20 protein-coding genes are annotated in these 26,097 nt (G+C 68.9%); 7 read left to right on the top strand and 13 right to left on the bottom strand.

The genetic code is table 11. The features are described 5' to 3' along the window. Window positions 1-2: 2 nt before the first annotated feature. The 3 genes from CMC5_RS38975 to CMC5_RS38985 are packed head-to-tail and all read left to right on the top strand — an operon-like array spanning window position 3 to window position 4,984. Window positions 3-629 (top strand): peptidoglycan-binding domain-containing protein, encoded by a 627-nt coding sequence (locus tag CMC5_RS38975; RefSeq protein ID WP_050435155.1) that lies wholly within the window; start codon window positions 3-5, stop codon window positions 627-629. A gap of 26 nt (window positions 630-655) precedes the next feature. Continuing rightward, window positions 656-3,682: an Ig-like domain-containing protein gene (locus tag CMC5_RS38980; RefSeq protein ID WP_050435156.1), complete on the top strand. Its 3,027-nt coding sequence runs from the start codon at window positions 656-658 to the stop codon at window positions 3,680-3,682. 6 nt (window positions 3,683-3,688) lie between these two features. Then, a complete protein-coding gene (locus tag CMC5_RS38985) occupies window positions 3,689-4,984 on the top strand; it encodes a hypothetical protein (RefSeq protein ID WP_050435157.1) in 1,296 nt (431 codons plus the stop codon). A gap of 83 nt (window positions 4,985-5,067) precedes the next feature. Here the strand turns inward: CMC5_RS38985 and CMC5_RS38990 are convergent, their stop codons facing one another. The 11 genes from CMC5_RS38990 to CMC5_RS39045 all read right to left on the bottom strand — a co-directional run bounded on the left by CMC5_RS38990 (window position 5,068) and on the right by CMC5_RS39045 (window position 18,969). Beyond that, entirely contained in the window at window positions 5,068-5,685 is a 618-nt protein-coding gene (locus tag CMC5_RS38990; protein ID WP_050435158.1) for a DUF4328 domain-containing protein, read from the bottom strand. Window positions 5,686-5,699: 14 nt separating this feature from the next. Continuing rightward, a complete protein-coding gene (locus CMC5_RS38995) occupies window positions 5,700-5,996 on the bottom strand; it encodes a hypothetical protein (protein ID WP_050435159.1) in 297 nt (98 codons plus the stop codon). 50 nt (window positions 5,997-6,046) lie between these two features. After that, window positions 6,047-7,636 carry a PPC domain-containing protein gene (locus CMC5_RS39000; RefSeq protein WP_156339198.1) on the bottom strand — a complete coding sequence of 530 codons (1,590 nt, stop codon included), beginning with the start codon at window positions 7,634-7,636 and terminating at the stop codon, window positions 6,047-6,049. A 258-nt stretch (window positions 7,637-7,894) separates the two neighbouring features. Further along, a complete protein-coding gene (locus CMC5_RS48825) occupies window positions 7,895-9,190 on the bottom strand; it encodes a glycoside hydrolase family 19 protein (RefSeq protein WP_218920186.1) in 1,296 nt (431 codons plus the stop codon). 280 nt (window positions 9,191-9,470) lie between these two features. Then, complete coding sequence (locus CMC5_RS39015; RefSeq protein ID WP_245678121.1) at window positions 9,471-10,709, bottom strand: glycoside hydrolase 5 family protein; 1,239 nt, start codon at window positions 10,707-10,709, stop codon at window positions 9,471-9,473. A gap of 123 nt (window positions 10,710-10,832) precedes the next feature. Further along, window positions 10,833-11,945, bottom strand: coding sequence for a hypothetical protein (locus tag CMC5_RS39020; RefSeq protein WP_156339199.1), 1,113 nt, complete (start codon window positions 11,943-11,945; stop codon window positions 10,833-10,835). After that, window positions 11,929-13,416 carry a carboxypeptidase-like regulatory domain-containing protein gene (locus CMC5_RS39025; protein ID WP_050435164.1) on the bottom strand — a complete coding sequence of 496 codons (1,488 nt, stop codon included), beginning with the start codon at window positions 13,414-13,416 and terminating at the stop codon, window positions 11,929-11,931. Before CMC5_RS39025 ends, CMC5_RS39020 begins: the two co-directional genes overlap by 17 nt. Before the next feature lie 66 nt (window positions 13,417-13,482). After that, window positions 13,483-14,964, bottom strand: coding sequence for a carboxypeptidase-like regulatory domain-containing protein (locus CMC5_RS39030; RefSeq protein ID WP_050435165.1), 1,482 nt, complete (start codon window positions 14,962-14,964; stop codon window positions 13,483-13,485). 73 nt (window positions 14,965-15,037) lie between these two features. Then, a complete protein-coding gene (locus tag CMC5_RS48260) occupies window positions 15,038-16,696 on the bottom strand; it encodes a serine/threonine-protein kinase (RefSeq protein ID WP_050435166.1) in 1,659 nt (552 codons plus the stop codon). 264 nt (window positions 16,697-16,960) lie between these two features. Next, the gene (locus CMC5_RS39040) at window positions 16,961-17,356 is read right to left on the bottom strand and encodes a response regulator (protein ID WP_050435167.1); all 396 of its coding nucleotides are present in this window, start codon (window positions 17,354-17,356) and stop codon (window positions 16,961-16,963) included. Then, entirely contained in the window at window positions 17,353-18,969 is a 1,617-nt protein-coding gene (locus tag CMC5_RS39045; RefSeq protein WP_245678123.1) for a DUF7125 family protein, read from the bottom strand. Before CMC5_RS39045 ends, CMC5_RS39040 begins: the two co-directional genes overlap by 4 nt. A gap of 437 nt (window positions 18,970-19,406) precedes the next feature. Between CMC5_RS39045 and CMC5_RS39050 the strand changes: the two genes are divergently transcribed. Further along, window positions 19,407-20,015 (top strand): class I SAM-dependent methyltransferase, encoded by a 609-nt coding sequence (locus CMC5_RS39050; RefSeq protein WP_050435168.1) that lies wholly within the window; start codon window positions 19,407-19,409, stop codon window positions 20,013-20,015. A gap of 29 nt (window positions 20,016-20,044) precedes the next feature. On the opposite strand, the gene CMC5_RS48830 is transcribed toward CMC5_RS39050, so the two are convergent. Beyond that, window positions 20,045-20,257, bottom strand: coding sequence for an SDR family oxidoreductase (locus CMC5_RS48830; protein ID WP_082363233.1), 213 nt, complete (start codon window positions 20,255-20,257; stop codon window positions 20,045-20,047). A 206-nt stretch (window positions 20,258-20,463) separates the two neighbouring features. Here CMC5_RS48830 and CMC5_RS39055 point away from each other — a divergent pair, with 206 nt between their 5' ends. Then, window positions 20,464-21,639, top strand: a complete 1,176-nt coding sequence (locus tag CMC5_RS39055) for a hypothetical protein (RefSeq protein WP_156339200.1) — start codon at window positions 20,464-20,466, stop codon at window positions 21,637-21,639. A gap of 471 nt (window positions 21,640-22,110) precedes the next feature. Here CMC5_RS39055 and CMC5_RS39065 read toward each other — a convergent pair whose 3' ends face one another. Then, window positions 22,111-23,460 (bottom strand): ISNCY-like element ISChcr1 family transposase, encoded by a 1,350-nt coding sequence (locus CMC5_RS39065; protein ID WP_063796744.1) that lies wholly within the window; start codon window positions 23,458-23,460, stop codon window positions 22,111-22,113. Between the two features lie 420 nt (window positions 23,461-23,880). On the opposite strand from CMC5_RS39065, the gene CMC5_RS39070 reads away from it, so the two are divergent. After that, window positions 23,881-24,900: a hypothetical protein gene (locus tag CMC5_RS39070; protein WP_050435172.1), complete on the top strand. Its 1,020-nt coding sequence runs from the start codon at window positions 23,881-23,883 to the stop codon at window positions 24,898-24,900. Window positions 24,901-25,196: 296 nt separating this feature from the next. Beyond that, complete coding sequence (locus CMC5_RS39075; RefSeq protein WP_050435173.1) at window positions 25,197-25,949, top strand: hypothetical protein; 753 nt, start codon at window positions 25,197-25,199, stop codon at window positions 25,947-25,949. The last annotated feature ends 148 nt before the right edge of the window (window positions 25,950-26,097 follow it).

Consider the following 26,097-nt stretch of genomic DNA (forward strand, 5'->3'; position numbering starts at 1 on the left):
CGATGCCGTACCACGTCGTGCGTCGAGGCGAGCACCTCGAACGAATCGCCCACCGGGTCGGCGCGACCCCCGATGCCATCTGGAACGCCAAGCAGAACGAGCGCCTGCGCGAGCTCCGCGGCGATGGCCACATCCTCGCCCCGGGAGATCTCCTGTTCATCCCACGACGCAAGGCCCCGGCCGCGCGGGACCTCACCGTCGGCGCGCCCAACCACTTCACGGTGAACGTCCCCAGGACCCGGGTCGAACTCACCCTCGTCGACGGCGACGAGCCCATCGCGAACGAACCCTTCCGCGTGCTCGAAGTCCCCTCGGCGTCCGGCCAGACCGACGGGGACGGCAAGCTTTCCATCGACCTTCCGGTCGCGCTGCGCCGGGTGCGCCTCCACCTCGAACAGCGGGACGTCGTCCTCCCGCTCGTCGTCGGAGGCCTCGACCCGCTCCACGAGGTGACCGGCGTGCAGATGCGCCTGCTCCACCTGAACCACTACCACGGCCCTGTCGACGGTCGCTTGAGCGCTGCGACCCAGACCGGCCTCAAGCACTTCCAGCGCGCCTGCGGCCTCGTGCCTTCGGGCGTCCCCGACGCGGCCACCCTCGACGCCTTGCGCGAGGCTTACGGCGCCTGAGCCGAACGACGACCGGAGGAGGACCGATGAGCGACGAGAGCCCCGATGGACAGCCCGACGACGATCTCGACGGGTCATGGAACGACGATGCCCCCCTCGGAGAGGGCGGCCCCTCGCGCCGCCTCCCCATCGCCGCGAGCGACACGGCCGTCGCCACGGGCCATCCCCAGACCGTCGCCCTCCCCGCCCGCTACCTGATCGTCGTCACCGTCCGGGATCGCGCCGGCTCGCCCCTCGAAGAAGCCCCCGTCACCTTCACCACCGATGGCTCTGCGATCGGCACCGCCACCACCGACGCCACCGGTCTCGTCCCACCGCGCCTCGTCGCCCCGCGGGCCCTGCTCGAAATCAGCGCAACCTTCCCCGCCCCGCCCCCGGACGCCGAACCCACACCTGGCGGCTTCGGAGAAGGTGAGGATGAAGCCCGCGTCAGCCTCGACCTCGACCAGCTCGCCGCGCTCGCCGTGCCCTTGAACCCCGGCCCGGAACACCCGACGTTCGATGGCGTCGAGCGCGTCAAAGGCGTCGTCTACCTGACGCTCCAGCCAGTCCTCCGCTACTACCCCCGGCACCTCTTCCCCTGGCAGAACAAGATCCTCCGGCAGCTCATTTACCGGAAAGACGAGCAAGGACCTTCGGACCAGGGGCGGACCCGCTCGGGCACCGGAAACGCCGAGAGCGACGCCGATGTGAAGGACACCCAGGACCGCAAGGAGCGCCTGCGAGACTTCATCGCCCACTACCGCCTGCGCGTCGCCGACGCCGCCTCCATCGACGACTTCCGTCGACGCCATCGCTCACCGAAACCAGACACCTCACCGCACGAGACGAGCGACGCCACCCCGCACGAGCTCGCCATCGAGGCCGACCGGAAAGCCAAACAAGAGCGGCTGGAGCAGCTCGACCGCGCCGACCGCATCGACGCCCGTCTCAGCTGGCTCAAGAACCGTATCGCCCGGCGGCCCAAGAACGCGGTCGCAGGCGCCACACGGTCAGCGCCTCGCAACGCCAGGGACAAGGTGGGCCATGATGTCGCCGCCGGAGAGAATGCTCGCGCCGAACTCGCCACCCCCGAGGGCTCACCCGACGCACTGCCGCCCATCCGCACCGACGACGACGTCCACGAGTACGAAGATCTCACGCAGCGCAAAGCGCTCCTCGGAGAGACCAGCACCCAGAAGACCCGTCTGAGTGAACGCCGGAAGATCCAGGAAGAACTCAAGAAGACCGGCAAGCGCCTGGAGCGCGCCGCTTACCTCGCGCTCACCCATGGCCAGCTCCTCACCTACATCCATGACGAGATCTTCGCGAAAGACCCCAGCGAAGAGGTGATCCCCGGCTGGGTCCGCTACGCCGTCCTGCATTACTCGGGGCTCCGTTATGCCGGCGCCCACAACGCCTACTACCCGCCCCACCTCCTGGTCCTCACGCTGAGAGCCCGCGAGATCGACGAGCGCGAGATCCCGACGGCCGGCGCGCTCGATCCTCAGCGCATCGCCATCCACGTCCAGGCGCTCCGCGCCCTGCTCACGGCGAACCCCGACCTCTCCAGCCGCGCCTTCAAGGGAAGCCGGACCAAGGCAAGGCCATCCCGCACGAATCCCCTCGCCCCCCTGGTCGAAGCCGAGACCGCCCTGGCGAACCACAACACCGCCGCGGCAGCGAACGTCGTGCGCCACCTCCTGCACAACCTCGCCATCATCTGGACCGAGCGCATGGATGACCCAGCCACGACGCTGGCCGCGCTCTCGCCCCCCTTGCCAGAGGTCCCGTACCCCTCGCTCCCGCAGCGGGAGGCGTGGGGACTCCTCGTGCGCTGGCGGGACACAGGCAAGCTACCCGCCGAAGCATGGCCTGGCGTGGTGCAGTACACCGAGCTGCGCAACGACTTCGTGAACGTCGCCGAGGTGACCCCCACGAAGTCCCCCAAGCCCCCCGCGGCGCCGCAGGACCAGGAGACCGGCGGCGAGACCCCACCGCCGTCCCCCGCCGCCTCGTCGGGTCGCTGGCCCGTGCGCGCCCCCAGCCTGGAGGGCAAGGTCGTCGACGAGAACCCGACGCTCGCCTGGCTCTTCCGGGAGAAGGCGCAGCAGAAATGGAAGTCCAAGCAGAAGCAGGACCTCGGGATCGTCACCTCGCGCGCCGTGTGCAACCAGATCACCGAGATGGTGGCCGCGGCCCGGAACGTCCAGCTCGACGGCGGACTGACGGCCAACGCCGGCTACGACTACGACGACCGGGAAGCGGACGACGACGAGGAGGCCCGGGCGAGCCAGGACAGCGCCGCCTCGCTGGCGTCTCGCTTCCGGCTCTTCCGGCCCAAATCTCAGCGCGATCTCCAGCCAGGTGACGTGATGCTGTTCCTCACGTGGCGTCAGATCGGCAGCAAGGACGACCCCTGGTCGCTCGTCTCCCTGCGTACCCCCATGCCGATGCGCGTCGGCTTGCTGGACCACGCCCCCGTGGACGGGCGGCGCGGGCCCGCCATGACGACCCAGCGCCACGAAGCCGAGATCTCCGCCCAGGTTCTCGATGCCGTCCTGCAGCACGGCACCTCGGACACCGCGCTCCGCTTCGTGGAGGAGCACGAGCTGAAGCGCGGCAGAGGCATCCGCCCCTCCCCCCTCCCGCGCGACGCCCTCGGCACCAGGACCCCTGGACTCATCAGTGCCCAGGACCAGCTCGGCGTCGCGCGCACCCTCCTCAGCGGCGCCAGCAAGAACAGCGCAGCCTTGAAGTACATGCTCGTCCGTCGCCGCCCTGACGCCGTGTACTACAACGAGGTCCTCGCCTGGGCGCACGCGGCCACGGTCATCGACATCCCACCGAAGCAGGGAGACCTGATCGCAGTCTTCGAGACCAACGAGCCCACCGGCATCAACATTCGTCCCTGGCGCGCCTACGGGCACCAGGACCCCGAACGGCGCCCCTACTGGGATGTCGTCTACGGACGCCCCGCGCGCGCCACGAAGGCACTGTCCCATCTCGCCTACTACCTCGACAGGAGCAACCTCCTCTACGAGGCCCACCTCCCCCCCGACGAAGACGGCTGAGGCACCATGGACGACCTCCTACCTCTCGAACGTGTCGCCACCCTCGCGGCCGACCTCGAAGCCGGCGTCCCCCTCGATGCGCTGCTCGAACGAGAGGGGCTCACCCACGACCACTGGAGCGACAGCCAGACCGAGTGGCTCACCCGCATCAGCGAAGAAGCGGCACGTCGACGGACGACCCTGACCGACCTGTACAAGGCAGCCTTCGCCGCGCGGCTCCCCCTCGCCGAAGCGGAGCACCGAGCCACCACGGCCGCGCGCCTCGCCGAGGCCCCCCCGCACGCCTCTCCCCCTCCTGACCCCGCCGACGAGCAGGACGACGACACCGACCTCGCTCCGCCTGCCCCCGCTGCCCCCGCCGCCCCCAGACGCGCCGTGCCTTCCTACCTCCAGACGGAGACCGCGGCGTCCACCTCCTCTTCCACGGGCCCTGCCTCCTCCGCGCTGCCCTCCTCCCGGGCACACACGCCCGACCCGACGCCGCCGAGCCCCACGAGCGACCTGTCGACCACCCGCCTCGGAGCCCTCACCCCCGACGGCCCAGCGCTCCCCTTCAGGCCTGCCAGCGCACCTGGGGTGCAGCATGCCCTCGGCAGCCCCGCACCCTCGACGTCCACCCCCCGCCCCCTCGACCAGACGGTGGATGAACCCTCACGCCCGAGCGCCGACGCGCTCGATGCCACCCGCCTCCCTGACCCGACGCGCACCGCCGAGCGCCCCCTCCCTTTCCTGGAACCTGGGGCCTTCCCGATTCCCCCACACCCCTCCTCTCCACCATCGCCCCCCAGGCACGTTCCCGCGCCTGCCGGAGCCACCGTCGCCCTCCCGGTGGCGCCTGCCGCACCTTCCACGCCTGCCGGGGCCACCGTCACCCTCCCGGTGACTCCTTCCGTGCCTGCCGTGGCCACCGTCGCCCTCCCGGTGACTCCTTCCGCGCCTGCCGCGCCCGCCATCACCCTCCCGGCGATTCCTCCACCTCCCGTGCTGCCCCCACCTCCCGTGCTGCCCCCTTCCCCGCTCGCCCCCTTCTCACCCGGAGCGACCCCTTCTCAGGAGGCCCCCCCCTCCAGACCCGCGGGTCCGCGCATGAGCCTCGAACAGTTCGCAGCCTTCTCCGCGGAGCTGTCGCTCGGCAACACCACGGCCGAAGCCGTCCGCGCGCGCTGGCAGCTCACCGAGACCACCCACCGCGCCGAGCAGCTCGCCTGGAGCCAGCGGTTCGGGGTGGAAGGAGAGCTGTACGACCGCTTCACGGCCCTGCACGATCACTACCGCACCTGGCTCCTGAGCTCCCGGCGCTGACCGACCAGGCGACATCACCACCGATATCCATGGCCTCCCCGGGCTCGTCTCCTGGAGAGGCACCTCGCGGCTCCCGACCCCTTTTACACCTCTGCCGTTTTCCTGGAGACCTCTGCCGCTCTCCTGGAGCGGCGTCGACGCTTGGCCTGACGTAGCCCGAGATCGTCCTGGATCAGATCGACGCACACCATGAAGGCACACCAGAAGATGGGCGCGACGACGAGACTCACAAAGGGAAGCGTCTGGACGATGCACGCCGTCAGGGCGACGAGCGAAGGGCCCCGCAGTGGTGATTTCAAGCGCCGGGCGTGACGATCGAGGGCACCGCACAGCCCCAGATTGACCACATACATCCAGTACAGATTGTAGAACGGAATGAGCAGGCGCCCGACGGCTTGCCCTGGCGAGATGCTCCTCTCGGAATGGGTCAGCCGACACGACGAGGGGATACGCGTCCACGCCCTGTACAGCCAACCCATACCGAGAATCGTGGTCAGGAAGAAGAGCTGCGGCTGCGCGACGCGAGCCTTCATGAAATTCGATACGACGTCTTCCGGAGAGCCATACTCGAACAGAATGAGCACGGTTCGACTCACGACGAGCAACAGGTGGACGTGTGTGATCGCGGTCATGCTCTGGAAGAACCACCGCGTCTTCTCCTTCTCCGCGCCCGAGACGTCGTCGCCGATCCCTTCTTCCACGAGCCTCCTCCTTTTCACCGCTCCAGAGCCGCCTGCGTCCAGTCGACCCGCACCGTGAACGCGCACCAGAGACAGGGCGCGAGCATCAAGCCGAAGATGGGAATGAGCTGGACGCGAAACGCCGCCATGGCAAACCGCGACGGCCCACGCACCGACGCGAAGGCCCGCTGGACGCCCGGAGGGCCATCGATCTTTCCCAGCTCGTAGAAGAGCCTGAGGACGACGCTCGCCGCGTACACCCACGTCAGCGGCGTCAGGCGGCGGAATAAGCCAGATGGCGTCGAGGCTGAGATGGCGGCGTCGGGGCGCATCCCCGAGACACTACATGCGACGGGGAACGCTGAACAGCGTCCCCCAGCGCTCAGTTGATGGCGGCGGTCATCGTGAACTCCCCGCCCACGTCGAAGCTGTAGGGCGAGTCGACCACGAAGTAATAGGTCCCCGCCGTCTGCGCCGTGAACTGCAAGCGCTCGCCGTCGTTCACGGTGGCCTCGGCCGCGGCGCAGCCAGCCAGCGTCGGATTGCAGACTGCCGGGCTCCCCGGGCCGAACAGGTAGACATTCACGTCGAACTGGGTGGAGGACACCTGCACGTCCAGCGTCTGACCGGCCTGCAGGCTCACCTGGTAGACGACATCCGGCCCCTCCTGCACGGCGAACCCGATGCACACCCCATCCACCGGATTGGCACCGTAATCGTCGGCCGCACCGAGCGTCGTCCCGGTGCTCGTCCCCAGGGGCAACGGCAGCGCCATGGCGCACGTATCGTTCGACACCGGAGGCGCGCACAGATCCGCCTGCACGCACACCTCACCCGAAGCGCAGCCGGTCACCGGCAAGGACCTGTCGTCACAATCGGGATCCGTCACGCCGCACTCACAGTTGCACTCGGCACCGTCCGCGTACAGCTCACCGCCGCACGTCCACCCCGGCGGGTAATTCGGTGCGCAGAAGCCCTTCCCGGAGAGATCGCCGAAGACCGGGAAGCACACCTCTTGCTGGCCAGCATCACAGTCGTGATCGCTGCGACAGATGGAGCGGCACACCCTGTCGTCACGGAAGTTGCGGTCGCACAGCCCCTCGGAGAACGAGCCGTTCACCGCGCAGAAGACCGCGGTGTCCGGACACGCCTCGCCAAATTGCACCGACCCTGCCACGACGGGCGGGTCGTCATAACAGAGGTCACTCGGCCATCCCACGCTGCAGACCCCGGCGCTGCATCCCGACTTTGGCTCGAATGCACTGCACTTGTCGAAGCACATACCGGCAATGCAGGCTTGCGCTGCGTCGCACCCCTCGATGGGCATCAACGCTCCAGGCTCGCAATCCGCATCGGCTGCACCGCACTCGCAATCGCAGGTCGTACCGTCGTTGTATCGCGCCGGGTCACACGTCCAGCCGGAAGGCACGTACCGGTAATTGATCTGCATGTCCGGCACCGTGAAACAGCCACCACCAGGCACGGGCGTCGACGCGGTGGTCACCGGATCGAGCGTCACCTCGACGAGCTCCAGCCCCTCCAGAGAAGCCACGAGATCGAGCGACACCCTCGGATCCCGGGAGAGCGTCATCCGGCCCTTCGACTGGAAGAAGAATTTGTCCGAAAGCTGCCCGTCGAAGTCCTGCGCGATCAGCACGCAATGGCCACAGGTGCCGAAATTGTCATCGGGGGTCTCGGACAGGTCGAAGACGCCTATGGGGGTATCGACGAAATCTCCGACGTTGTAAAACTGGAGGAAGAATCGATCGGGCAGATCACTCCCGATATTGGGCTCGACCTCGCCGCGATAGCCGATCGACACATCGTCATAAAGGTCGAAACGCAGGTTGTTCAGGGAGATGACCTCGCAATTCCCGGTGCCACCAGCGCCACCAGCACCGCCAGCGCCGCCAGCGCCGCCTGCCCCCCCACCTCCGCCGTCATCCGGTGGGTCTTCACCGCCACAACCCACAGCAGCCAGGGACAGGAGTCCCAGGGAAATAAGCCCGATACGAGCAAGATGGATCATGCTCGTACGTAGCTTTTTCCAGCGATTCCTGTCCAGGCGAACGCCGTTGGAATCCTGCTCTTCTCACCGAAACCGCTGGCCACCTGCTCACGGGACACAGCAGCAGCGTGCGACGAAATGATCGACGTCGCGCTGCCCGCGTACCCGCGCTGCCCGCACTGCCCGCACTGCCCGCGCTGCCACACGCCTCGAAGCGACTCATCAATAGTGGGTCATCTGCTCGCAGGTCAGGTTCGGCCCGGTGCTCACACCGATCAGCCCCGTGAATCGCTCGTAGAATCCGAGCCGGCTCTGGACCTGGGGCGGCGTCGGCTTGCTGCATTCGATGCCGCCATTGATGACGTTCACCGTCATCCCGAACCCTGGCGCTCGTCCGAGAGCCGTGTCCTGCGCCGAAGGAGTCCAGCCGCCGGTCATCACCGCGTGGGCCGAGGGCTTCGGGGATTGGGGCGTCATCCAGAACCAGACGGCCGTCTCGAAAGCGACGACACCGTCGGAGGTCACCAGATCGGGGTTCGCCAGCAGCGGCAACCCGAGCGCGTCCCCCACCTGGCCATAGTTGTAATTGTAGCTGAGCTGAATGGGACCACGCCCGTGGTAGGTCTTCCCGGGCGCGCACGGGTACTGCGCATTGCTCGCCTCGCAGTAGCCCGTGCAGGCCCCATTCTCGCAACCAACCTCCTGGGTGAAGTAGAGCCCCCAGGCGTAGGGCCCCGAGGGTGCCGAAGGCCAGCCCCCCGTGGTCTCGTGCCCGATGTTCGCGAGGAATGCGGCGACCTCCCGCTTCCGCTGCTCCAGCGTCCCGGTGCGCGCGAAGGCCGGGAAGCGCTCGGCGGCCGCAACCCATGCCGCGTAGCCGTAGAGCGCATTCCGGTACGGGAACATCGCCTCGTACAGCTCCTGCGAGACCAGCTCGCCCAGTCCGCCGCCAGCGCCTCCTGCGCCCCCCTCACCGCCCTCTCCGCCGCTGCCGCCCTCGCCCCCTGTGCCCCCCGCACCGCCCACGCCGCTGGAAGGGCCACCCCCGTTACAGGCCACGCCGTTCACCGCGAAGTTCGTCGGTGCCTCGTTGGCGCCGCCTTGCAGCGTCCCGCTGAAGCCCACCGAGACGGTGTCGCCAGGGGCGATCCTGCGGTTCCACCCCGCATCCTGGATCGACACCTCTGCCCCCTGCTGGGTGACGGTGCCGTTCCACAGGCTCCCGATCTGCTGCCCGCTCGGATAGGTCCAGGTCAGCGTCCAGCCGTCGTAGGTCCCCGTGCCCTCGTTACGGAGCTCCACCTCGGCGGTGAAGCCGGTCGACCAGACGTCGCTCACCCCATGGGTCACCGAGCAGGCGGGGCTCCCGAGCGCGCCGCCTTGCCCGCCGACCAGGTCACCTCGATCGTCTCCCTCGGGGTTGCCCCCACAGTTCATCGCAGAGAGGGCAGCGCCGACGAGGGCGAGGGACCGTACTGCGCGCAGTGCCGACTTCATCTTCGTCTCCCGACCCCTCATGGCCGACCCATCGCGGGCTCGCGGTCACCATCCCAGGGGATTCGCGGAGCCATTGCAACCCCCAAGCCAGCGCCAGCTCGCCTCCCCCTGCCTCCCAGCCATCGTCTCTGTCGAAGATTCCAGTCGAGGTCCTCGTTCGATGGCACGACCCGTGGGGCGACACACCCCGAGGGCACCCGCACCAGGACTCATGGCGGCCACCGCGGACGCAGGGGGCGATCTCCCCGATCACCCCCCTGGCGATCTCCCCGATCGCCTCCGCTCTCCTCACCACCCCGCCTCAGTAGCGCGTCTCGCAGACCTGCCCGTCTGCGAAGGCCTTCATCGCGGTAAGCTCCTGCGGCGACGCCTCGTCGTAATGCCAGCCCATGGCCCCCGCATAGCCATTGCCGTACCAGCTCTCGACCAGCGCCCCGTAGGACGCCCCGCTCAGCCCGCGCAAGGGGAACTCCCCCATGACCACGGGCTTGTCGTCGACACCGAAATCGGCAGGCGACAGCGTGTAGGGCCAGTAGGTGTCGATCCAGTCGTACATGTGGAACTGATAGAAATCGACATCGACCGCCGACCACGCCTTCGCCCATTTCATCGCCGCACCACCCACCGTGATCAGCGCGTCGCTCTCCTCGCGCAGCACCCCGATCACCCCGGCGACGAACGCCTCCATCTGCGCGTGCGACACCGACGACAGCTCGGGCATCGGGTCATAGTCCTCGTCGTCGTAGGGGCTCGTCCCCGTCATTGCCCACTCCGGCTCGTTGATCACGTCCCACGCAATGAGCCGCCCCCGGTGCGGGCTCGCCGCCGCCGCCCGCGCGAGAGGACGCACCACGTTCTCGAGCAGCATCGCCCGCCGGCCTGCGTCGGTGACCATCGGCGTGATGCCGGGGACCCAGATCCCCGCCACCGTCTCGCTGGGCCTGAACGCATCGAAGGAGAACAGGCACGGCATCAGGTACACGTCCTCCTGCGCTGCCAGCTCCAGCGCTTTGTGAAGGTCGGCCACGGCCGTCGCGCCCAGCCCCGTCGGCTGATCGCTCCCGTCGAAGGTGACCCCATCCCCGCGGAAATCGGGGAACACCCACCACCGCACCACGCTCCCCCCGTGCGCGCGGATGTCGGCGAGCCGCGCCGCGTGCGCGCCCGGGTCCGCCGCGACGCCGGGCTGCTGCCACGCGGCGATGCCCCCGAAGTCCGCGCCGAAATGGCGCCATGCGTAGTTGATGCCGTACAGGAAGCGGTGCTTGCAGTCGAACGTCACCCCGCCTTGCGGCGCCGGGCACACGTCGACACCGCAGACCTCGCCCCCACCGTCGCCTCCCCCCCCGGAAGCAGCCCCCATCCCGCCCGTGAGCCCAGAGCCCGCCCCGGGCCCGCTGTTGCCGGTCCCCCCCTCACCCAGCCAGTCGGCGTCCCCCCCTGCATCGCCCGCCGACGAACACGCGCCCACGCACAGCGCGGCACACAGCGCGACGCTCAGCAGGACGCCCGAGGATTTCGACACGAAGACTCCCTTCACGACTGCCTCCTTCGCTCCTGCGCCTGGTGAAGCTGCGCTCCGGTGCCTTCCCGCTCTCCTGCCTTGCCCGTCCCCGTCCCCGCCCCCGCCCCCGCCCTCTCCCTTCGCCCCCCGCACTCTCGCTCAGAAGCGACCGCTCATCAACGCCGCCCCCCCGCCGGGCAGCGGCGTGGCCCCGAAGCTCACCTTGGCCTGGGTCGGCGCCGCCTTGCCCCCGCTCAAGAGGAGCATCACCGTCCCGGCGCCCACGCCCGCGATCCCCAGGCCCCAGCCCACATAGTTGGCGATGAACAGCCCATCGCTCCCGTCGCGGATCTCGACCCCTTCCGCCGTGCAGCGCTGCGCCGGGCACGCCTCCTTCAGCTGCCCATCGCGTGACAGCAGCATCCCTCCGGTCACCCCGGCGAGCACCGCCCCGGCCACGCCCACCCCGAGCGAGATGAAGCCCGCCGTGCGCAGCCCGCTCGACCCACCCGACGCCGGCGTCTCTCCGGGCCCCCCTGGACCTCCCACGACGGAGACCTCGCCTGGCGCGCTCGACGCTTCCGCCGCCGCGGGAGCGAGCTCCAGCTCCTTCTTCTCGCCCTCTGCCAGCGAGACCTCGAACGTCCGCTCCGGCCGCCCTGGCGCGCGCACCACGACGGTGTGCGGCCCGGGATCGATCGGGAGCGACAGCCCCAGCGCGCTGCTGGAGAGCGGCACCCCATCGCGCAGCACACTCATGTCGGCGGGCGCGCCCACCGCAGCACGGAGGGTCAGGTGCGGCACCCGCGGCTCCAGCGCCGAGATCCGCGCCCGCACCAGCTCGCGCCGCGGATCCTCGGCCCCCAGACGCTGCTCCACCTCGCCGTAGAGCGCCCAGGCCGTCGCGATCCGCGAGCGCTGCTCCTCGCACTCCGCCAGCTTGAACGCCGTCCCCGGCGCGGGATCCAGGTCCTGGCTCTGCCGCAGCTTCGCGCACGCCGCGTCCCAGTCGCCCTTCGCGGCGTCGCTCTTCGCCGCCTGGAACAGGGCCTCGGCAGCCGCGGGATCCCGCGTGGTCGCGGAGCGCTCGGCCGGCTGCGCCGCCGCCGGTACGGTGGCGAGACACAGGCCCGTGAACAGCGCTGCCGCGATGAATGGGCCGCGACGTGAGCGCGTCGACTCCCGTGCGCGCTCGCTCCTGCAGGGCGTGGGCTCGGTCATGGGGTGGGTGGGCTCGGTCATGCGCGGCGCGCGATCAAGGAGGCGTGACACGGAAGAATCCACGGTAAAGCTCGCTCTGTCGGAGGATCTGCGCCCCAGGCCCGACGACCTGGATGAGGTAGCTGTAGTGATCGTACTTCTTGAGCTGGCCGCTGCTCGGCGTCCAGGTGCTCCTTCCCTGCGCCTGGAAGGTGAGCTGCACGGTGTCGAGGAGCGAGCCACCAGGACCGAACACGACCAGCTCGGCCGACACCAGGCCCACCTCATCCACGTCGAACGAGATCGGCGCGTCGAGAAGGACGTCCTGCCCGGCGGCGGGGCTCACCACCGAAATCTCTTTGAGAAGCGGCACGGTGCCGACGTCCACGTCGGCGTCGCCCACCACGATGACGTCCTGCAAGCGACGCCAGATCACCGCACCGTCGCCCAGCTCCAGAGCACCGATGAGGCGGTAGTGACCTCGGGGGACGTCCGAGAACGTGAAGGTGTCGGACGAGGGGATCGAGGTCCGCATCCCGGGCGGCACATGACCTGTCCCTGCCTGCAGGTTCGCAGCGCTCTGCGGCACGAGCGCCAGCGTCGGCGCCACGATGGTCGTGCCCCCGAGCGCCGCCACGATCCCCGACACCTTGAACGTCGTGCTGTTGAGGACCTTGAGGTCCTGGGACGGGAGGTTCCCCGAGTTGGGGACGTTGAGCGGGACCGACTCGAAGGTCACCCCTGCGGCGTGGGCCGTCAGCTCCATGGCCCCGGGCGGGAGGTTGTAGAGGACGAACGCACCATCGGCATCGACGACCGACATCGCCCGGGCCCTGACGGTGCTGGGATCGGCGCTCAACGGATTCGCCACGACGAGGGCACCAGGGACGCTCCCTTGCTTCATGCTCCCAGCCAGCGACACCCCCGAGTTGGGCCCCTCGCAGGCCAGCTTGATCGACAGGAGCCCCTCGTCGGGAAGCTTGCCGAGATCGCCAATCACGGGAGGGCTCACCCAGGTCGGGTAGTTCGTGCAGCCCGCCGCCTGCACCGCAGGGTAGACGCGCTGCGAGACGGGCGCCCCGTCCGAGCGGCGCGTCGCTGGCACCGCGACCCGGTAGATGTCCTTCTCGTCCCCCAGCACGATGGGCTCCTCGACCGCCCTCGTCAGCGCGCGCCCCGTCACCTCGTCGACGATCACCACGCGCGCGCGCGGAATCGACGCGCCAGCCGCGGAGATCTGATCGTACCGGCGCACCTTCACGAGCAGGTGGAGGGGTGGGAAGCACGCCGTGCCACCGCTCTCGAGCCGCTCGCAGACCTCGTCCGCAGGGCACGCCTCCTCACAGACCGGCGCGCCGCCGCCCTGGTTTCCGTCTCCCCCCTGCCCACCGTGCCCTTGCCCACCGAGGCCCGACGAGGCCGAGGCCCCCGCTCCCCCCGCCCCATCGTCGTAGCCGCTCCAGTCCAGGACGAGGCCACACCCCCCCAGCACCAGCGCTCCGCCCAGCATGACGACGCTCATCCCAGCGCGCGACGACATCATGACGCTTCCCTCCGCCCGACACCCTTCAACCCGGCCATCGCTCCCTGCTCTCGCCCTGCGACGCGCTCACTGCCCCGGGGTCCGGAAGAACCCGCGGTGAAGCTCGCTCCGCTCGACGCTTCCATTCAGGTAGGTCGCCTGGAGGACATAGCTGTAATCCCGGTACGGCAAGAGGCCACCGGCCTGTGCCTCCACCTCGCCCCCCTCCGTCACCGGGAAGGGCGACCCGAAAAGGGGCCTCCCCCCTGGACCGAACACGAACGCCACGAGCGCCGCGCTCTTGAGCTCTTCGGTCGTCTCGAACGTGAGCGAGATCGGCCCGCTCGTGACCAGCTCCCCATCGATCGGCTTCTCGAGGCGAATCGCCTCGCGGAGCGGGACATCACCGAGATTTTTGTCTCCGTCCGTCACGGCGATCACGGAAACCGCCAGCGGATCGAGCGTGAGGCGATCCATCGGTTCCAGCCCGGCGACGAGCGCATAGTAGCCGCTGGGGACCCCCTGGAACGTGAACGCGCCCTGCCCGTCCACCTGGACCTGCCACCCGGGCGCCACGGGCCCGACGCCCGCCATCAGGTTGAAGACGTTCATCGGCACCAGCCCGACGCGCCGACGCTCGTCGGGGGCGGGGTCGACATCCGGCGTCGTCAGTCGCCCCGACAGCGTGAACAAAGGTCGCTCCGTGAGGATCTCGAGATCCTGGGTCACGCCCACGGAGCTGCCGGAGCCCAGCACGTCGAGCGTCTCCTCGCGCCCCCAGACCCCTGCCGCGTGCACGCGGATCTTGAACGTCCCCTGCGGGAGATTGTGGAGCACGTAAGCGCCCTCTGCGTCCACGATCGACCACGCCCCTGCGGCCCCGGGATCGCCTTCGGTCCGGTTGTGATCCGTCGCCACCACGAGGGCGCCTGCCACCCCCGCGCCGTTCACGCGACCTCGCACCGTCGTGTCGAAATTCCCGGAGCGCGCCGCGAGCTTGACGCTCAGGAAGGGCCCCTCCGGCATCTTGGCGAGGTTGCCCATCTCCACCGGCCGCACCCACGAGGGCTGGTTCTCGAACCGATCCGCTTGCACCGCGGCGTAGACCACCTTCGTCACGGGTTTACCGTTCGCGTCGCGTCGCGCGGGCACCTGGATCCTGTAGATCCCCGCTCCGAGCGCCGGGTCGGAGCGCTCCACGGCCTTCGACAGCGCCCGGTGATCGTCCGCCGCCACGATCACCACGCGCGCCGTATCGACGGCGGATCCCCGCTCGCTCGCCCCGTCATACCGGCGAACCTCCACGGGAACGAAGAGCGGAGGGAAGCAGGCCGCGCCTCCCCCTTCAACGAACTCGCACACCATGTCCGCCGGACAGGCCTCTTCGCAGGACGGCGTGCCGCCTGCGCCGCCTCCCTGCCCATCACCGCCCTGCCCGCTGCCCCCTGCGGCCGCGGCGCCCTGGCCTCCATCGTCGTAGCTGCTCCAGTCGAGGACGAGCCCGCACCCACCGAGCGCGAAGACCCCCCCGAGCAGCGCGACGGGCAGCCTGCGGCGCGCCGCAGTCATGGACCGCTCGCCTCCAGCAGACCGCTCGCCTCCAGCAGCCCGCCCGCTCCTCACGAAACGCTCCCGGGAACGCTCAGAACCGCCCATCGAACCCTACTTTGGGCTTGCTGGTCGACCCCGACGTCCCCGCGGGCTTGGCTCCGTTGCCCGAAGCCCGCCCTCCGCTCTGTGCGCCGCTCGCCGTCCCCGCGCCACCGACCACCTTGCCTGCGCCCGCGCCCGCGCCCGCAGTCCCCCCCACCGCGCCCTTCCCGGCCGCCGCAGTCCCCTGGGCCGTCGTCCCCGCCGTCGTCCCCGGCGCGGGCGTCCCGCGCGCACCGCTCACGCTCTCCGCGCCTTCGCGTCCCGAGCCCGCCGTCTTCGCGCCCTCCTCCGAGCCTGCCGTCTTCGCTCCTGCGGCCTCTGCGCCTGCCGCCTCGGCGCCCGCCGTCTCCGCCTCCCCCGCCTCCGGATCGACCACCTTCCCGGACGAAGCCACCGGCGCCACGATCACGGCCGTTTTCTCCGGCAGCCCGGCCGCCGCCCCCGCGCCCTCTGGCCCCACCGAGACCGTGGTCCCCGCGCTCCCGCGCTCATCGCCGTCCCCCATCGCCCCCATCCCCAGGAACGCGAACACACCGATCGCCGCGAACACCGCGCCAGCGACCACCGCGATCGGGAGCCCCCACCGGCCGCGCAGCGCCTTCACCGGGCCCGTCACATCCGCGCTCTGACGCACCCCCGTGGACATCGCCACGATCGACACGCCGTGCCCGCTCGACGCCCCCACCGCCACCTCTTGCAGCGGAGGCATCGAGCCGACCGTCGCCACCGGCACCAGCGGGAACGACCCCCGCGCCACCGCCTCGCGCGCGCGCCGCACCGCCTGCTGCATGGCGGCCGCGTCCGGCCAGCGCTGCTCCCGCGTGAACGAGAGCGCCCGATCGATCACCGTGCACACCTCGGGCGGCATCCCGGGTGCGACCTGCGCGAGCGCTGGCGCCGGCTTGGTCATCGCCGCAAGCAACAGCTTCTGCATCGTGTCGCCGTCGTGCACCAGCCGCCCCGTGAGCAGCGTGAACATCGTCGCCCCGACCGACCAGAGATCCGTGCGCTCGTCGACCTCGCTCCAGTTCCCCAGCGCTTGCTCCGGCGGCATGAACGCCGGGGTCCCCATCGTCGACCCCTCCTGCGTCGTCTTGCCCGCCGAGTGCAGCTCGCGCACCCGCGCGATCCCGAAGTCGAGCACCTTGAGCTCCCGCGACCGCGTGTAGAACAGGTTCTCCGGCTTGATGTCGCGGTGCACGATCCCCTTGCCGTGCGCCACCACCAGCACGTCGAGCAGCGCGTCCGCCATCGCCAGCAGCTCGTCCACCTCGAGCTGCTTCGAGGGTCGCGACTCCGCCAGGCTCTCCAGCGTCGCCCCCTCCAGCAGCTCCATCACCAGAAAGACCGACCCATCCTCCGCCACGTCGTCGTCGAGCACCCGCACCGCGCCCGGGTGGTCCACCCGGTTCGCCACGTAGCCCTCGCGCAGGAAGCGCTGCCGCACCTCCTCGTTCGCGCAGAACTCGAGGTGCAGCATCTTCACCGCGCCCCGCATCCCGTTGCGATGCGTCGCCTGGTACACCGCCGCCATCCCACCGACGCCGAGCAGCCGCTCCAGCCGCCATTTCTCGCGCAGGTAGTGGCCGACGCGCTCCTGCGCGCGCCTCGAGATGGGAGACTCCGCGTACCCCGGCTGGCTCGTCATCGACGCGCTCCCCCCGTCACCGCGTGACCACGATCCACAACCGCCTGGCAGCGATCCATCAGGCCAGAGCTTAGTCGCCTACGGTCCCTCCTGTCACCGAGGCCGCACGCTCACGCCCATCCTTCGTCGCGCTGTCACCGAGCAGCCGTTGCCTTCCTCACAGTGCCACGGGCTGGTGGGACAGGAACGCTGAGGGGCAGGTCACCGACGTCGAGACGTTCCGTCCTGTTGGTCCTGCCCAGCACCTCGAGGCCCCCTGCGCCGTCAGGTCCCTCCGGCCATCTCCGCGTGCTCCGCGCCGACCGGGCTCCCGATCAATCCCTGCACCGCCACGAGGAGTGCCGTGATGTTGAACGGCTTCTGGAGGAAGAGCTGCCACGGCGCCCCTGCACTCGCCTGCTTCGGCTTCACCGCGCTCATCACGATCACCGGCAGATCGCTCGTCCGATCATCGCTCCGGAGCCGGCTCAGCACCTCCAGCCCGTCCATCACCGGCATCATCACGTCGAGGAGCAGCAGATCCGGCAAGCTGCGCGCGATCTCCTTCATCGCGTCCAGCCCGTTGCTGCATACCCGCACCGCGTACCCCTCCACCTCGAAGATGGCGGCCAGCGCGTCTGCGATGTCGAACTCGTCATCGACGATGAGGACCGTCTTCATGACCGCCTCCCTGCTACACGCTTCCCGGACGCTCCGGGTGACTTCCGCATGCCTCTCGGCTTTTTTCGCTCGGATGCCCCTCCCCTCGCGCCCTTCACGTCCAACCCGCCAGACGCCCGGGAGATTCCACCTCGCACGGCCAGGATGCGCTCCGCGCTCCGGAACGACGACGCCACCACGATCCCGCCGTCCGTGATCCGGAACTCTCGCGCCGCCGCCTCGTAGTCGCTCTCACGCATCTTGCGGATCGAGAGCAACCGACGGAGCTGCGACCCCACCTCGACGTGCCGAAGCACGAGGATGTTCTCGACCACCGCCGCCAGCACCTCGTCCGGGAGCTGGATCTCCGCGCGGCAGAGATCCGCCTCCTCCGCGAACACCGTGGTCACGTCGAGGTTCCGGAGCTCGTGCGTCAGCGCCGCGAAGAACCGCGGCAGCCGCTCTGGGTACACCAGCGCGCTCCTGAACCCCGCGAACCCGTCGATGAACACCCGCAGCCGCTCCACCTTGCGCGCCTGGATCCGCTCGATCAACTGCTCGGCCAGCGCGTCGAGGTGCTGTTCCAGCGGCGGCTGCCACTGCACCTCCACGAGCCCCGACGCGCAGTGGCGCTCCAGGTCGATCTTCACCTCCCGCGCCTTCTCCAGGAGCCGCGGCGGCGTCTCGTAGAACCCGAAGTACATCCCTGGCTGCCCCTCGCTCGCCCCGTGCGCCAGGAACTGCAGCCCGAGCAGCGTCTTGCCCGCCCCTGGCGCGCCGAGGAGCATCGTCGTCGACCCCGACACGATCCCCCCGCAGAGCATCTCGTCGAGCCCCGCGATTCCGAACGGCATCCGGATCCTGCGCTCCACCGCCCGTGCCGGAGGCCGGTCGAACTGCGCCTCCGTGCGCGGGTGGATGATGAGCCCCTCCGGCCCGATCTCCACCTCGTGCCGCCCGAGCAAGCACTCGCTCCCCCGGAACTTGTGCACCGTCAGCTCCCGGACCGCGCGCGCCCCGAAGAGCCCGTGGCTCAGCTCCAGCACCCCGTCCACCATCGCGTTCTCCGCGTGCGCCTGCGCCGCGGTCGTCGGTGTCAGCAGCAGCACCGTGCAGTCGAGCAGCCCCGCATACGCCTGCAGCTCCCGCAGGAACTTCTGGAACGCGAGCGGCGACTCCGCATACGTCTGGACCGCCTGGAGCCCATCGATCACCACGACCGTCGCCCCCTGCTCCCGGATCGAGCGCCGCAGAAGCTCCTGCAGCCCCCCGAGCCCCTGCTGCTCCAGCACCGCGAAGGCGCTCACGTACTGGATCGCTTGCCCCACCAGCTCCGGCCGGAAGAAGCGCATCGACCGGATGTGCAAGATCATCCGCGCGTGCGACTCCGCCAGCAGCGTGACGTAGATCGCGCGCCGCCCCTCGACCCCGGCGTGGTGGAAGCACAGCTGGTTGCCGAGCAGCGTCTTGCCCGACCCTGGCGGCCCCATGACGCTGTACATCCCGCCGCGCAGGAACCCTCCGCGCAAGATGCTGTCGAGCCGCGGCACCCCACTCGCCACCCGCGGCACCACCGCCTGCGCTCCGGCGCCAGCGGGCTGCACCACCTCGCTGGCGCCGCCCCGAGCTTGCACGCGCGCCGTGCTCCGACGTCTGGCACTAGGCATCGACGCCCCTCTCGGGTCGGCTCATCTCGACCTCGCGCACGTGCACACCTCGTCTTCCCATGCTCTTGCTCTTCGCCGGGAGCCCACCTCCCGGACCGACGGCCTCGCCCCTTTCCCATTCAACGCAAGCACGAGGACCGCGCAGAGGAGGGTTCGGAGCCAGCACCAGGGCAGCCTGGACAGCAAGGCACGTGCCAGCTAGCGCGCGCCTCAACTGTGAATGGCTGTGACATCCCCCCCACGCGTGCGCTGCACCGCAGATCCAGCGCAGCTTTTCATCCCCTCCGCCCCTCGTCTCCGGCCCCTCGTGCGCCGCGTTCGCGGTCGCACCACGCGCGCCCCTCGTGGTCACTCCGCGCGCGACCGTTGCACGCGCCACGTGCCCTGGGTCACCCTCTCCGGCCGTGGACGACGACCGAATCCGCTGGGACGCGCGCTGGCGCGAGCGCGGCGAAGGCCCTGGCGAGCCCTCCGCGCTGATCACCGCCCTCGCCCCCCAACTCCCGACACGAGGCCGTGCCCTCGACATCGCCGGAGGCGCCGGCCGTCACGCCCTGTGGCTGGCACGACGGGGACTCGACGTGACCCTGGTCGACATCTCCGAGGTGGCCTTGACCATCGCCCGAGCCGCCCCAGGGCCCGACGTCACCGAGAACCTCGGCGCAGCGTCAGGCCTCGACGCAGCGCGCCGGGGTCGACTGCACACCCTGGCGCTCGACCTGGAAGAAGCCCCGCTGCCCCCCGGCCCGTGGGACGTGATCCTCTGCTTCCATTACCTGCAGCGATCCCTGTTCGCGGCGTTCCCGGAGGCGCTGGCCCCAGGCGGGCTGCTCGTGATCGTGCACCCCACGCGCACCAACCTGGAGCGGCATCCGCGCCCCAGCGCGCGCTTTCTGCTCGACGACGGCGAGCTACCGGGCCTGCTGCGCGGAGGGCTCGACGTGGTGCGGTACGAGGAGGGCTGGCTTTCCGAGGGGAGGCACGAGGCCCGGCTGCTGGCGCGACGACCCTGAACGGGAACCCGACGAACCTTCGGATGCGCTCACGGGATCGTCGAGCCGCCGTCGGTGTCCGCTGGCCCAGGGAGCACCGCATTCACCCGGATGTCGCTCGCAGCCATCTCGATGGCCGCCACCTTGGACGAGCCGATCACGCCGTGCCTGGACGACAGGTACGCAGCGCAGAGGACCAACGTCGAGACGCCACATCCGCTCCCAGATAGTCTGACGAGCGTCGCGCATGAAACACCAGCCAGCGCTCCGCAGCCTCCGCGAACGTCTGGCGGCCCTCAGCGCTGCTCGACGCGATGTCGAGCGCCAGATTCAGCGCCTCGCCAGGGACGATGCTGGCAACCCTCGCCCCGAGACCCGACCTGAACGGTCCGCCTTGTGGGCACAGCATGTCGCTCGAACGCGGCCTCGAGCCCGGCTCCTTCACCTGGCGTCGGGGCTCCTCCGAGGGGTGGACTATCGGACCATCGAGGGCAGTCGCCAGGTCGCCAATCGTCCAGACCCCAGGGACCTTCTCTCCATTCTGGGACCAGCGGGGGAGGAGTGGACCGAGGAGACCATTGCCGAATGGCTCGATGGCCTCCCCGTCGCGAGCCTCACCCCGGAGAACCTGGACGACGTCGAGACGTTCTCGTCGCCCTCTGGAGCGTATCGCCTGGAGGTCGCTTGTTACCGAGGAGCGACCCATCTGGCATATTCGCGCGGCACCGTGGTTCGCCGAGGAGAATCGGCTCCCGTCGCCGTGGTGGATCGCAACGACGCCTTTTTCCCGCAGCTGTTCATCGAGGACCACCCCGAAGGACCCTTCCTCGTGTGTGGCGCCGATTATCAGGGGCAGACCGTCATTCACCTTCCAACCGGAAAACGACGGGACTTCCTCCCCAGAGCCGCGGCGCGCGGTCACGGATTCTGCTGGATGGAGTACGCCTACCACGCGGCGAGTGAGACCCTCATCGTCATGGGGTGCCACTGGGCCTGTCCGTACGAGCATCGCCTGTATGACTTTTCGCACCCGATGCGAGGCTGGCCTCACATTGGCGCTGACGTCTGGCTCGATGAAGACCCACGAGCCCCGGACATCCAGGGGAATCGAATCACGGTTTACCAGACCGTCACACCCGAAGACGGCGCGCGCGATGGAGCGCGAGAGATCGCCTCTTACCAGGTGTTCGAGCGACGAGGTCTCGACCTCCTCCCCCGGAAGGCATGGATCTCCGAGAAGGCATTCGAGCGACAGCGCGCGACCACGGCAGCGATGGAGACGCGCAAAGCGACCATCGAGGCCATGAGGGCGAGCCCGCTCTTCCAGCTGCTCGTCCAGGAGACCCGAGAGCGACCCTTCGACCCGGAGAGCGGCTTCTACACGGGCGAGACCTCCCCTGGCTGGTGTCCCTTCTTCGAGGGCCGCGAGCCCCTCATCTCCAAGATCGTCGCGAGGGGTGAGCCGCACATCGAGATCGCGTGGGGGCTTCAGGAGGCCCCCGTGAAGCTCACCATGTCCAGAGGGGGCGGCTCGTCCGAGGAGCTCTTCGAGCGATCGGAAGCTGGCATGCGTGCCGCCATCGAAGCGGCGCGCGCCTGCCTGGAGGAGGCGGCTCCTCGTGAGCGTCACGTCCCGGATGGGTGAACTCCCCACGGAAGACGCCAGCGCTCAGCTCCATGCAGAACGCGGTCGCGCAGACCGCGCATGTCATCGAGGGTCATACCGTACTCCTCGTCATTGAACGACACGCCAGCCGCGACGTCTGGCCGCACGCCTTCGCAGACACAACCGCCGGCGACATGCTCCCGGGGCTCATTGCCCTGCTGCTCTCAATCTTTCCTCTCTCACGTCCTCTGTCACTTCTACGAGACGGCCGAACGCTCATCGGCCATTGCGCAAACGACGCCTTTCTTACCTAGTTCCCGTCCCAGAAGTCAGTCTCCAGTAGAGAAGCGAGCTACCTACCGCAGGCTCAGCGAGTGATCCTGAAGCCGTTGGCGGGCCATCTACGACGCCTCTCGAGTGCTTTTCAACAATTGGCACGCATCAAGGGCGCACGCCTCCAGCCGCCCCGTGCTTACGGGGTCCTCTCACGGCATCGGAGCGAATCAACGGCTAACGCGCGACGCCGAGCGCAATGGTCAGCAGGTTCGCCGCGATCACGGAGGCCATGACGTACGCTCTGAAGGACGCGAGCGTGCGCCAGTCACAGCGAGCCAGACCGAAGGCGCGCTTGAGGTACGAGATGATGCCCTCGATGCCCGCCCTGAAGTTGCGTAGTGCGCGGTAGATGCGCGGGCTCTTGACCATCTCCATGACGTCGAGCCCACGGCGCTTGCTGAAAGCGACGTCGCGGATACCGAGGCCCTTGAGCGCGTCGAGATTGGACTGGGAAGCAAACCCGCCATCGAACGCCGCCTGCTTCGGCGGCTCGCCGCAGATCTCGACATGCCGCGTCATCATCGTCGTGGCCATGGCGGAATCAGCTGGATTGCCTCGGGGGACAACGACATCGACGACCAGCCCCGATGCGCCAGCCGAGAAGAACACCTTGTGCCCATACAGTGTCTCGCGGTGATCTTTGACGATCACATCGACGTGTGGCTCGAAGATAGAGACCACCTTCTGCTGCGCTGGAACGGATTGCCCCCTCAGCACCCGACGCTCTGCCTGGTCGAGCACGCGCTCAGCCGCCAAGACGTGATACCGCAGCTGCTCCACCAACCTGTCCACCTCGGCTTGCTCCTTGCCGGCTTGCACCCTGGGCAAGATGCTCGACGCGACCCGCGCAGCGCGGAGCGTCTTCTTGGTCACGGCGATGAGATCCCGGTACAGCGGCAGCCGCTGCTCTGCTGACCTGGCATGCGTAATCCCGAGCGCACGACGCTTGGCCCGTCGACGGTGGTCGGTCGACTTCTTCTTCGTCCACCGACGGGCGCGGCTCAGCAGTCGCGTCAGAACGCGAACGCTATCTTTCAGCAGCGATGAGTCGGTCGGAGGATGAATGGCTGCGTTGATGACAGTCGAATCGACACGAACGCGCTTTCCGTTGTCGACCCCCTCACGCTTGGCGCAGGCGACGACCATCCGATGGATGGCCTCCAGGGTCTGCTCGGAAATCACCTTGATGTTTCGTTGCAACGTCGATTTGCTCGGCGCCGTGTCTGCGATCCCCAATCCACAGAAGGCTCGGTAGGTGGCCGAGTCAGCCAGATGGAACTCCAGCTCCTCATAGCTGAAATCCTGCATCTGCTTGAGAATGAGCACGCGGAGCACTTGCTCGGCGCTCATGCCCTGCCGCCCCAGGTGAGGGTCGACGCCAGCTGCGACGAGGTCCCCAAACGCGAGCTCCGTGGCCTCGGGCAGCGCGTCCAGAAGCTGCGCCATGTGCTCCAGGTGCTTGGCTTGGGGATGGTCGAGCCACAGGTGCGTGAGGGGTCGCTGTCGGTCAAAGCTCTTGCGCATCGGAGCGCCGTCCTCCCTGACGGTGCAGGGGACCGCCGTGAACACGGTCCCTCCGACAAACAAAATTGCGGACAGCTCGCCGGTTTTTCCTCCTCACGCCCTTCTCTTGGAAGTTGACCATGCCGCGATGGCTATCTTCCTGATGCTCTCCCGCTCTTCTCTCCTCGTTCCTCGCATTTCGCAGAAGCATTCGCCCCCGGAATCGCGCTGAGTCGCCTCTCTCCCGGAGAGATACGTCACGTCGGAACCCGCTCACTCCTACGGATCAAGGCTTGCCGCGTTTCGGGACGGGAACTACCTACCAAAAACATCCTCGAATACCGATTCCACTTTCCGCACAGGCCATCCGCGCTCCTTTTCACCGATTCAGCCCCGATCACCTTGACCGCACCGGGCGCAGCGCACGAATACTCACACTCTGTGACACCGAAATCACTTCAGCTCCTGGCGAGCCTGGGCTGCCTCGTCGCCCTGGTGACGTGCGGTCATGTCGACGAGCAGAGCGCCACCTGCGAAGACCCTTGCTGCCCGGGCGCCTGCGACCCCTGCCGTGACGGGCGCTGCGACGACGAGGACGCGCTCGGATGGGAGCCTCCCGTGCTGCTCTGGTGGGGTGACGCCGACGCGCCTGCGCCAGGCTGCCCTGCCTGGGCCCCCGAGGTGGTGTTCGAGGGCGTCGACGGCCTGTCCGCAAAGCAGCAGTGCCCGTCGTGCTCCTGCGGCCCTGCCGCATGCAAGCTGCCCGCAGGCCTGATCGTGTGGAACGAGCACATGTGCAACGCGCATGACGTGCCCGACCCGCAGTTCATTCGGTATCCCGCGCCCGATCCCTGGGATGGCTCGTGCGTGACCGGTGAGATGATCCCCCCGCACACCTTCAAGTCGGTCCAGCTCCTGAGCACGACGCTGAGCCCGTGCTCGCCCATCACCGGGCCCGAACCCGTGGTGGCGGAGCCAGTCTGGGAGACGCAAGCGCGCGCATGCGGTGCCGGAAAAGTCGCTCCCGAAGACGAGCAGCCACCGGAAGCGTCGCTTCCGCCAGACGGGTTCAAGGAGTGCTTGTGGCGACAAGGAGAGCCGGGGCCTTGCCCGGCCGATCATCCCGAGCGACGGGTGTTCTACCGCGAGATCGAGACGTCGCTGACCTGCACGGCGTGTACGTGCGGGGAAGCGACGGACGCGAGCTGCATCGCGCAGGCCCGTGTGTTCATGCGCCCCGGATGCGACATGACGCCGGGACAATGGGGCGGGTGGGCCATGGACCTCGACCACTCGCCCTGTACCGGCTCCGCAGCGGGCACCATGAGCCTCCGCATCGGGAGCATGGACGCGATGTGGTACGGGCAGCAGCCTGGCCGCTGTGAGCCCGCCGGAAGCGACCCGACCGGTGAGGTGTGGGCGAACGAGCAGACGACGTTCTGCTGTGCGGAGGCGAGATGAGCGGCCGGGAGATGCACCGCAGCAGAGCGACGCGATCGAGGAGCGCGACGTGGTCCGCCCTGATCGCCCTCGCGGCGTTCATCACGTTGCTCCCGGCGGCCTGCAAGACAGGGCGGGTCATGATCTAACCCTGTCCTGAACCCTGCGAGACGTGCGACGACCCCTGTCATCCCTGCATCGAGGCCAAGGGCGAGTGCGTACCAGAGACGCTGTTCGGCTGGGTGGGTCCCGTGCTCCTGTGGGCGGGGCGGCGAGAACTGGAACCACCGCCGTGCCCGGAGCACGCGCCGACGCGCATGTACCATGGGTATGACGGCCTCAAGATCGAGCGGGGGTGCCCTTCTTGCTCCTGCGGCCCCATCACGTGCATGCCCCCGAGCGCCGTGGCTGCGCGCGACCAGCCCATCTGCACCGCTGATGGGCCGAGCGACGACGATCTGCACCTGCCCATTCCTGAGACCTGGGATGGTGCGTGCCTGGACGTGCCCGCCGTCGCCGAAGCCGACCTGACCTTGCTCGTCGCGTCGGAGACGCGCCTGGGCGCCTGCAAGCCCAACCTCGGGATGGTGCCTGCGTCGGACGCCTTCGCCTGGGACTTCCACGCGATGGCCTGCGAGAGAAAGCGTATCCCGCGCACCTGTCACGACGGCGTGCAGTGGTGCGCGCCCCAGGCCGAAGGGGACTTTCGCCAGTGTGTCTATACCCGCGGAGATGAGCCCACTTGCCCTGCCGGCTATTCGAAGCGGCGCGTGTTCTTCGATGGGATCGCTGGATCCCTCGCGTGCTCCTCCTGCACGTGCGAAGCGCCTGCGGTCAGTGCCTGCGAAGGAGTCCTCACGGCCTTCAGCGCGCCGGGATGCGATGACTTCGTGTCGAACGTCATCGTGAACCTCGACGAGCCTCAGTGCTCGGGCCAGGTGCTCCCCGGTGGACTGAGCAGCCTCTCGCTGAGCTGGACCCTCGACGAACCTGGCGCCTGCACCCCGCGCGGTGGGAGCCCGACCGGCAGGGTCGACGCCGAAGGCCCGACCACCTTCTGCTGCCTCTGAAAGGGGCTCGCCAGGTCGCGCCACGGTCCGACGTCAGCGCCGAGCACGTTATCTGGCGCAGCAGGGGACGTGGAGCGACGATGCCTCACGGTGATCCAGGACCGAGGCTGACGAGAAGACAACGCCTGCGCCTCGCGTCGGCGGTGGC

It is taken from the genome of Chondromyces crocatus (assembly GCF_001189295.1).
GTDB lineage: Bacteria > Myxococcota_A > Polyangia > Polyangiales > Polyangiaceae > Chondromyces > Chondromyces crocatus.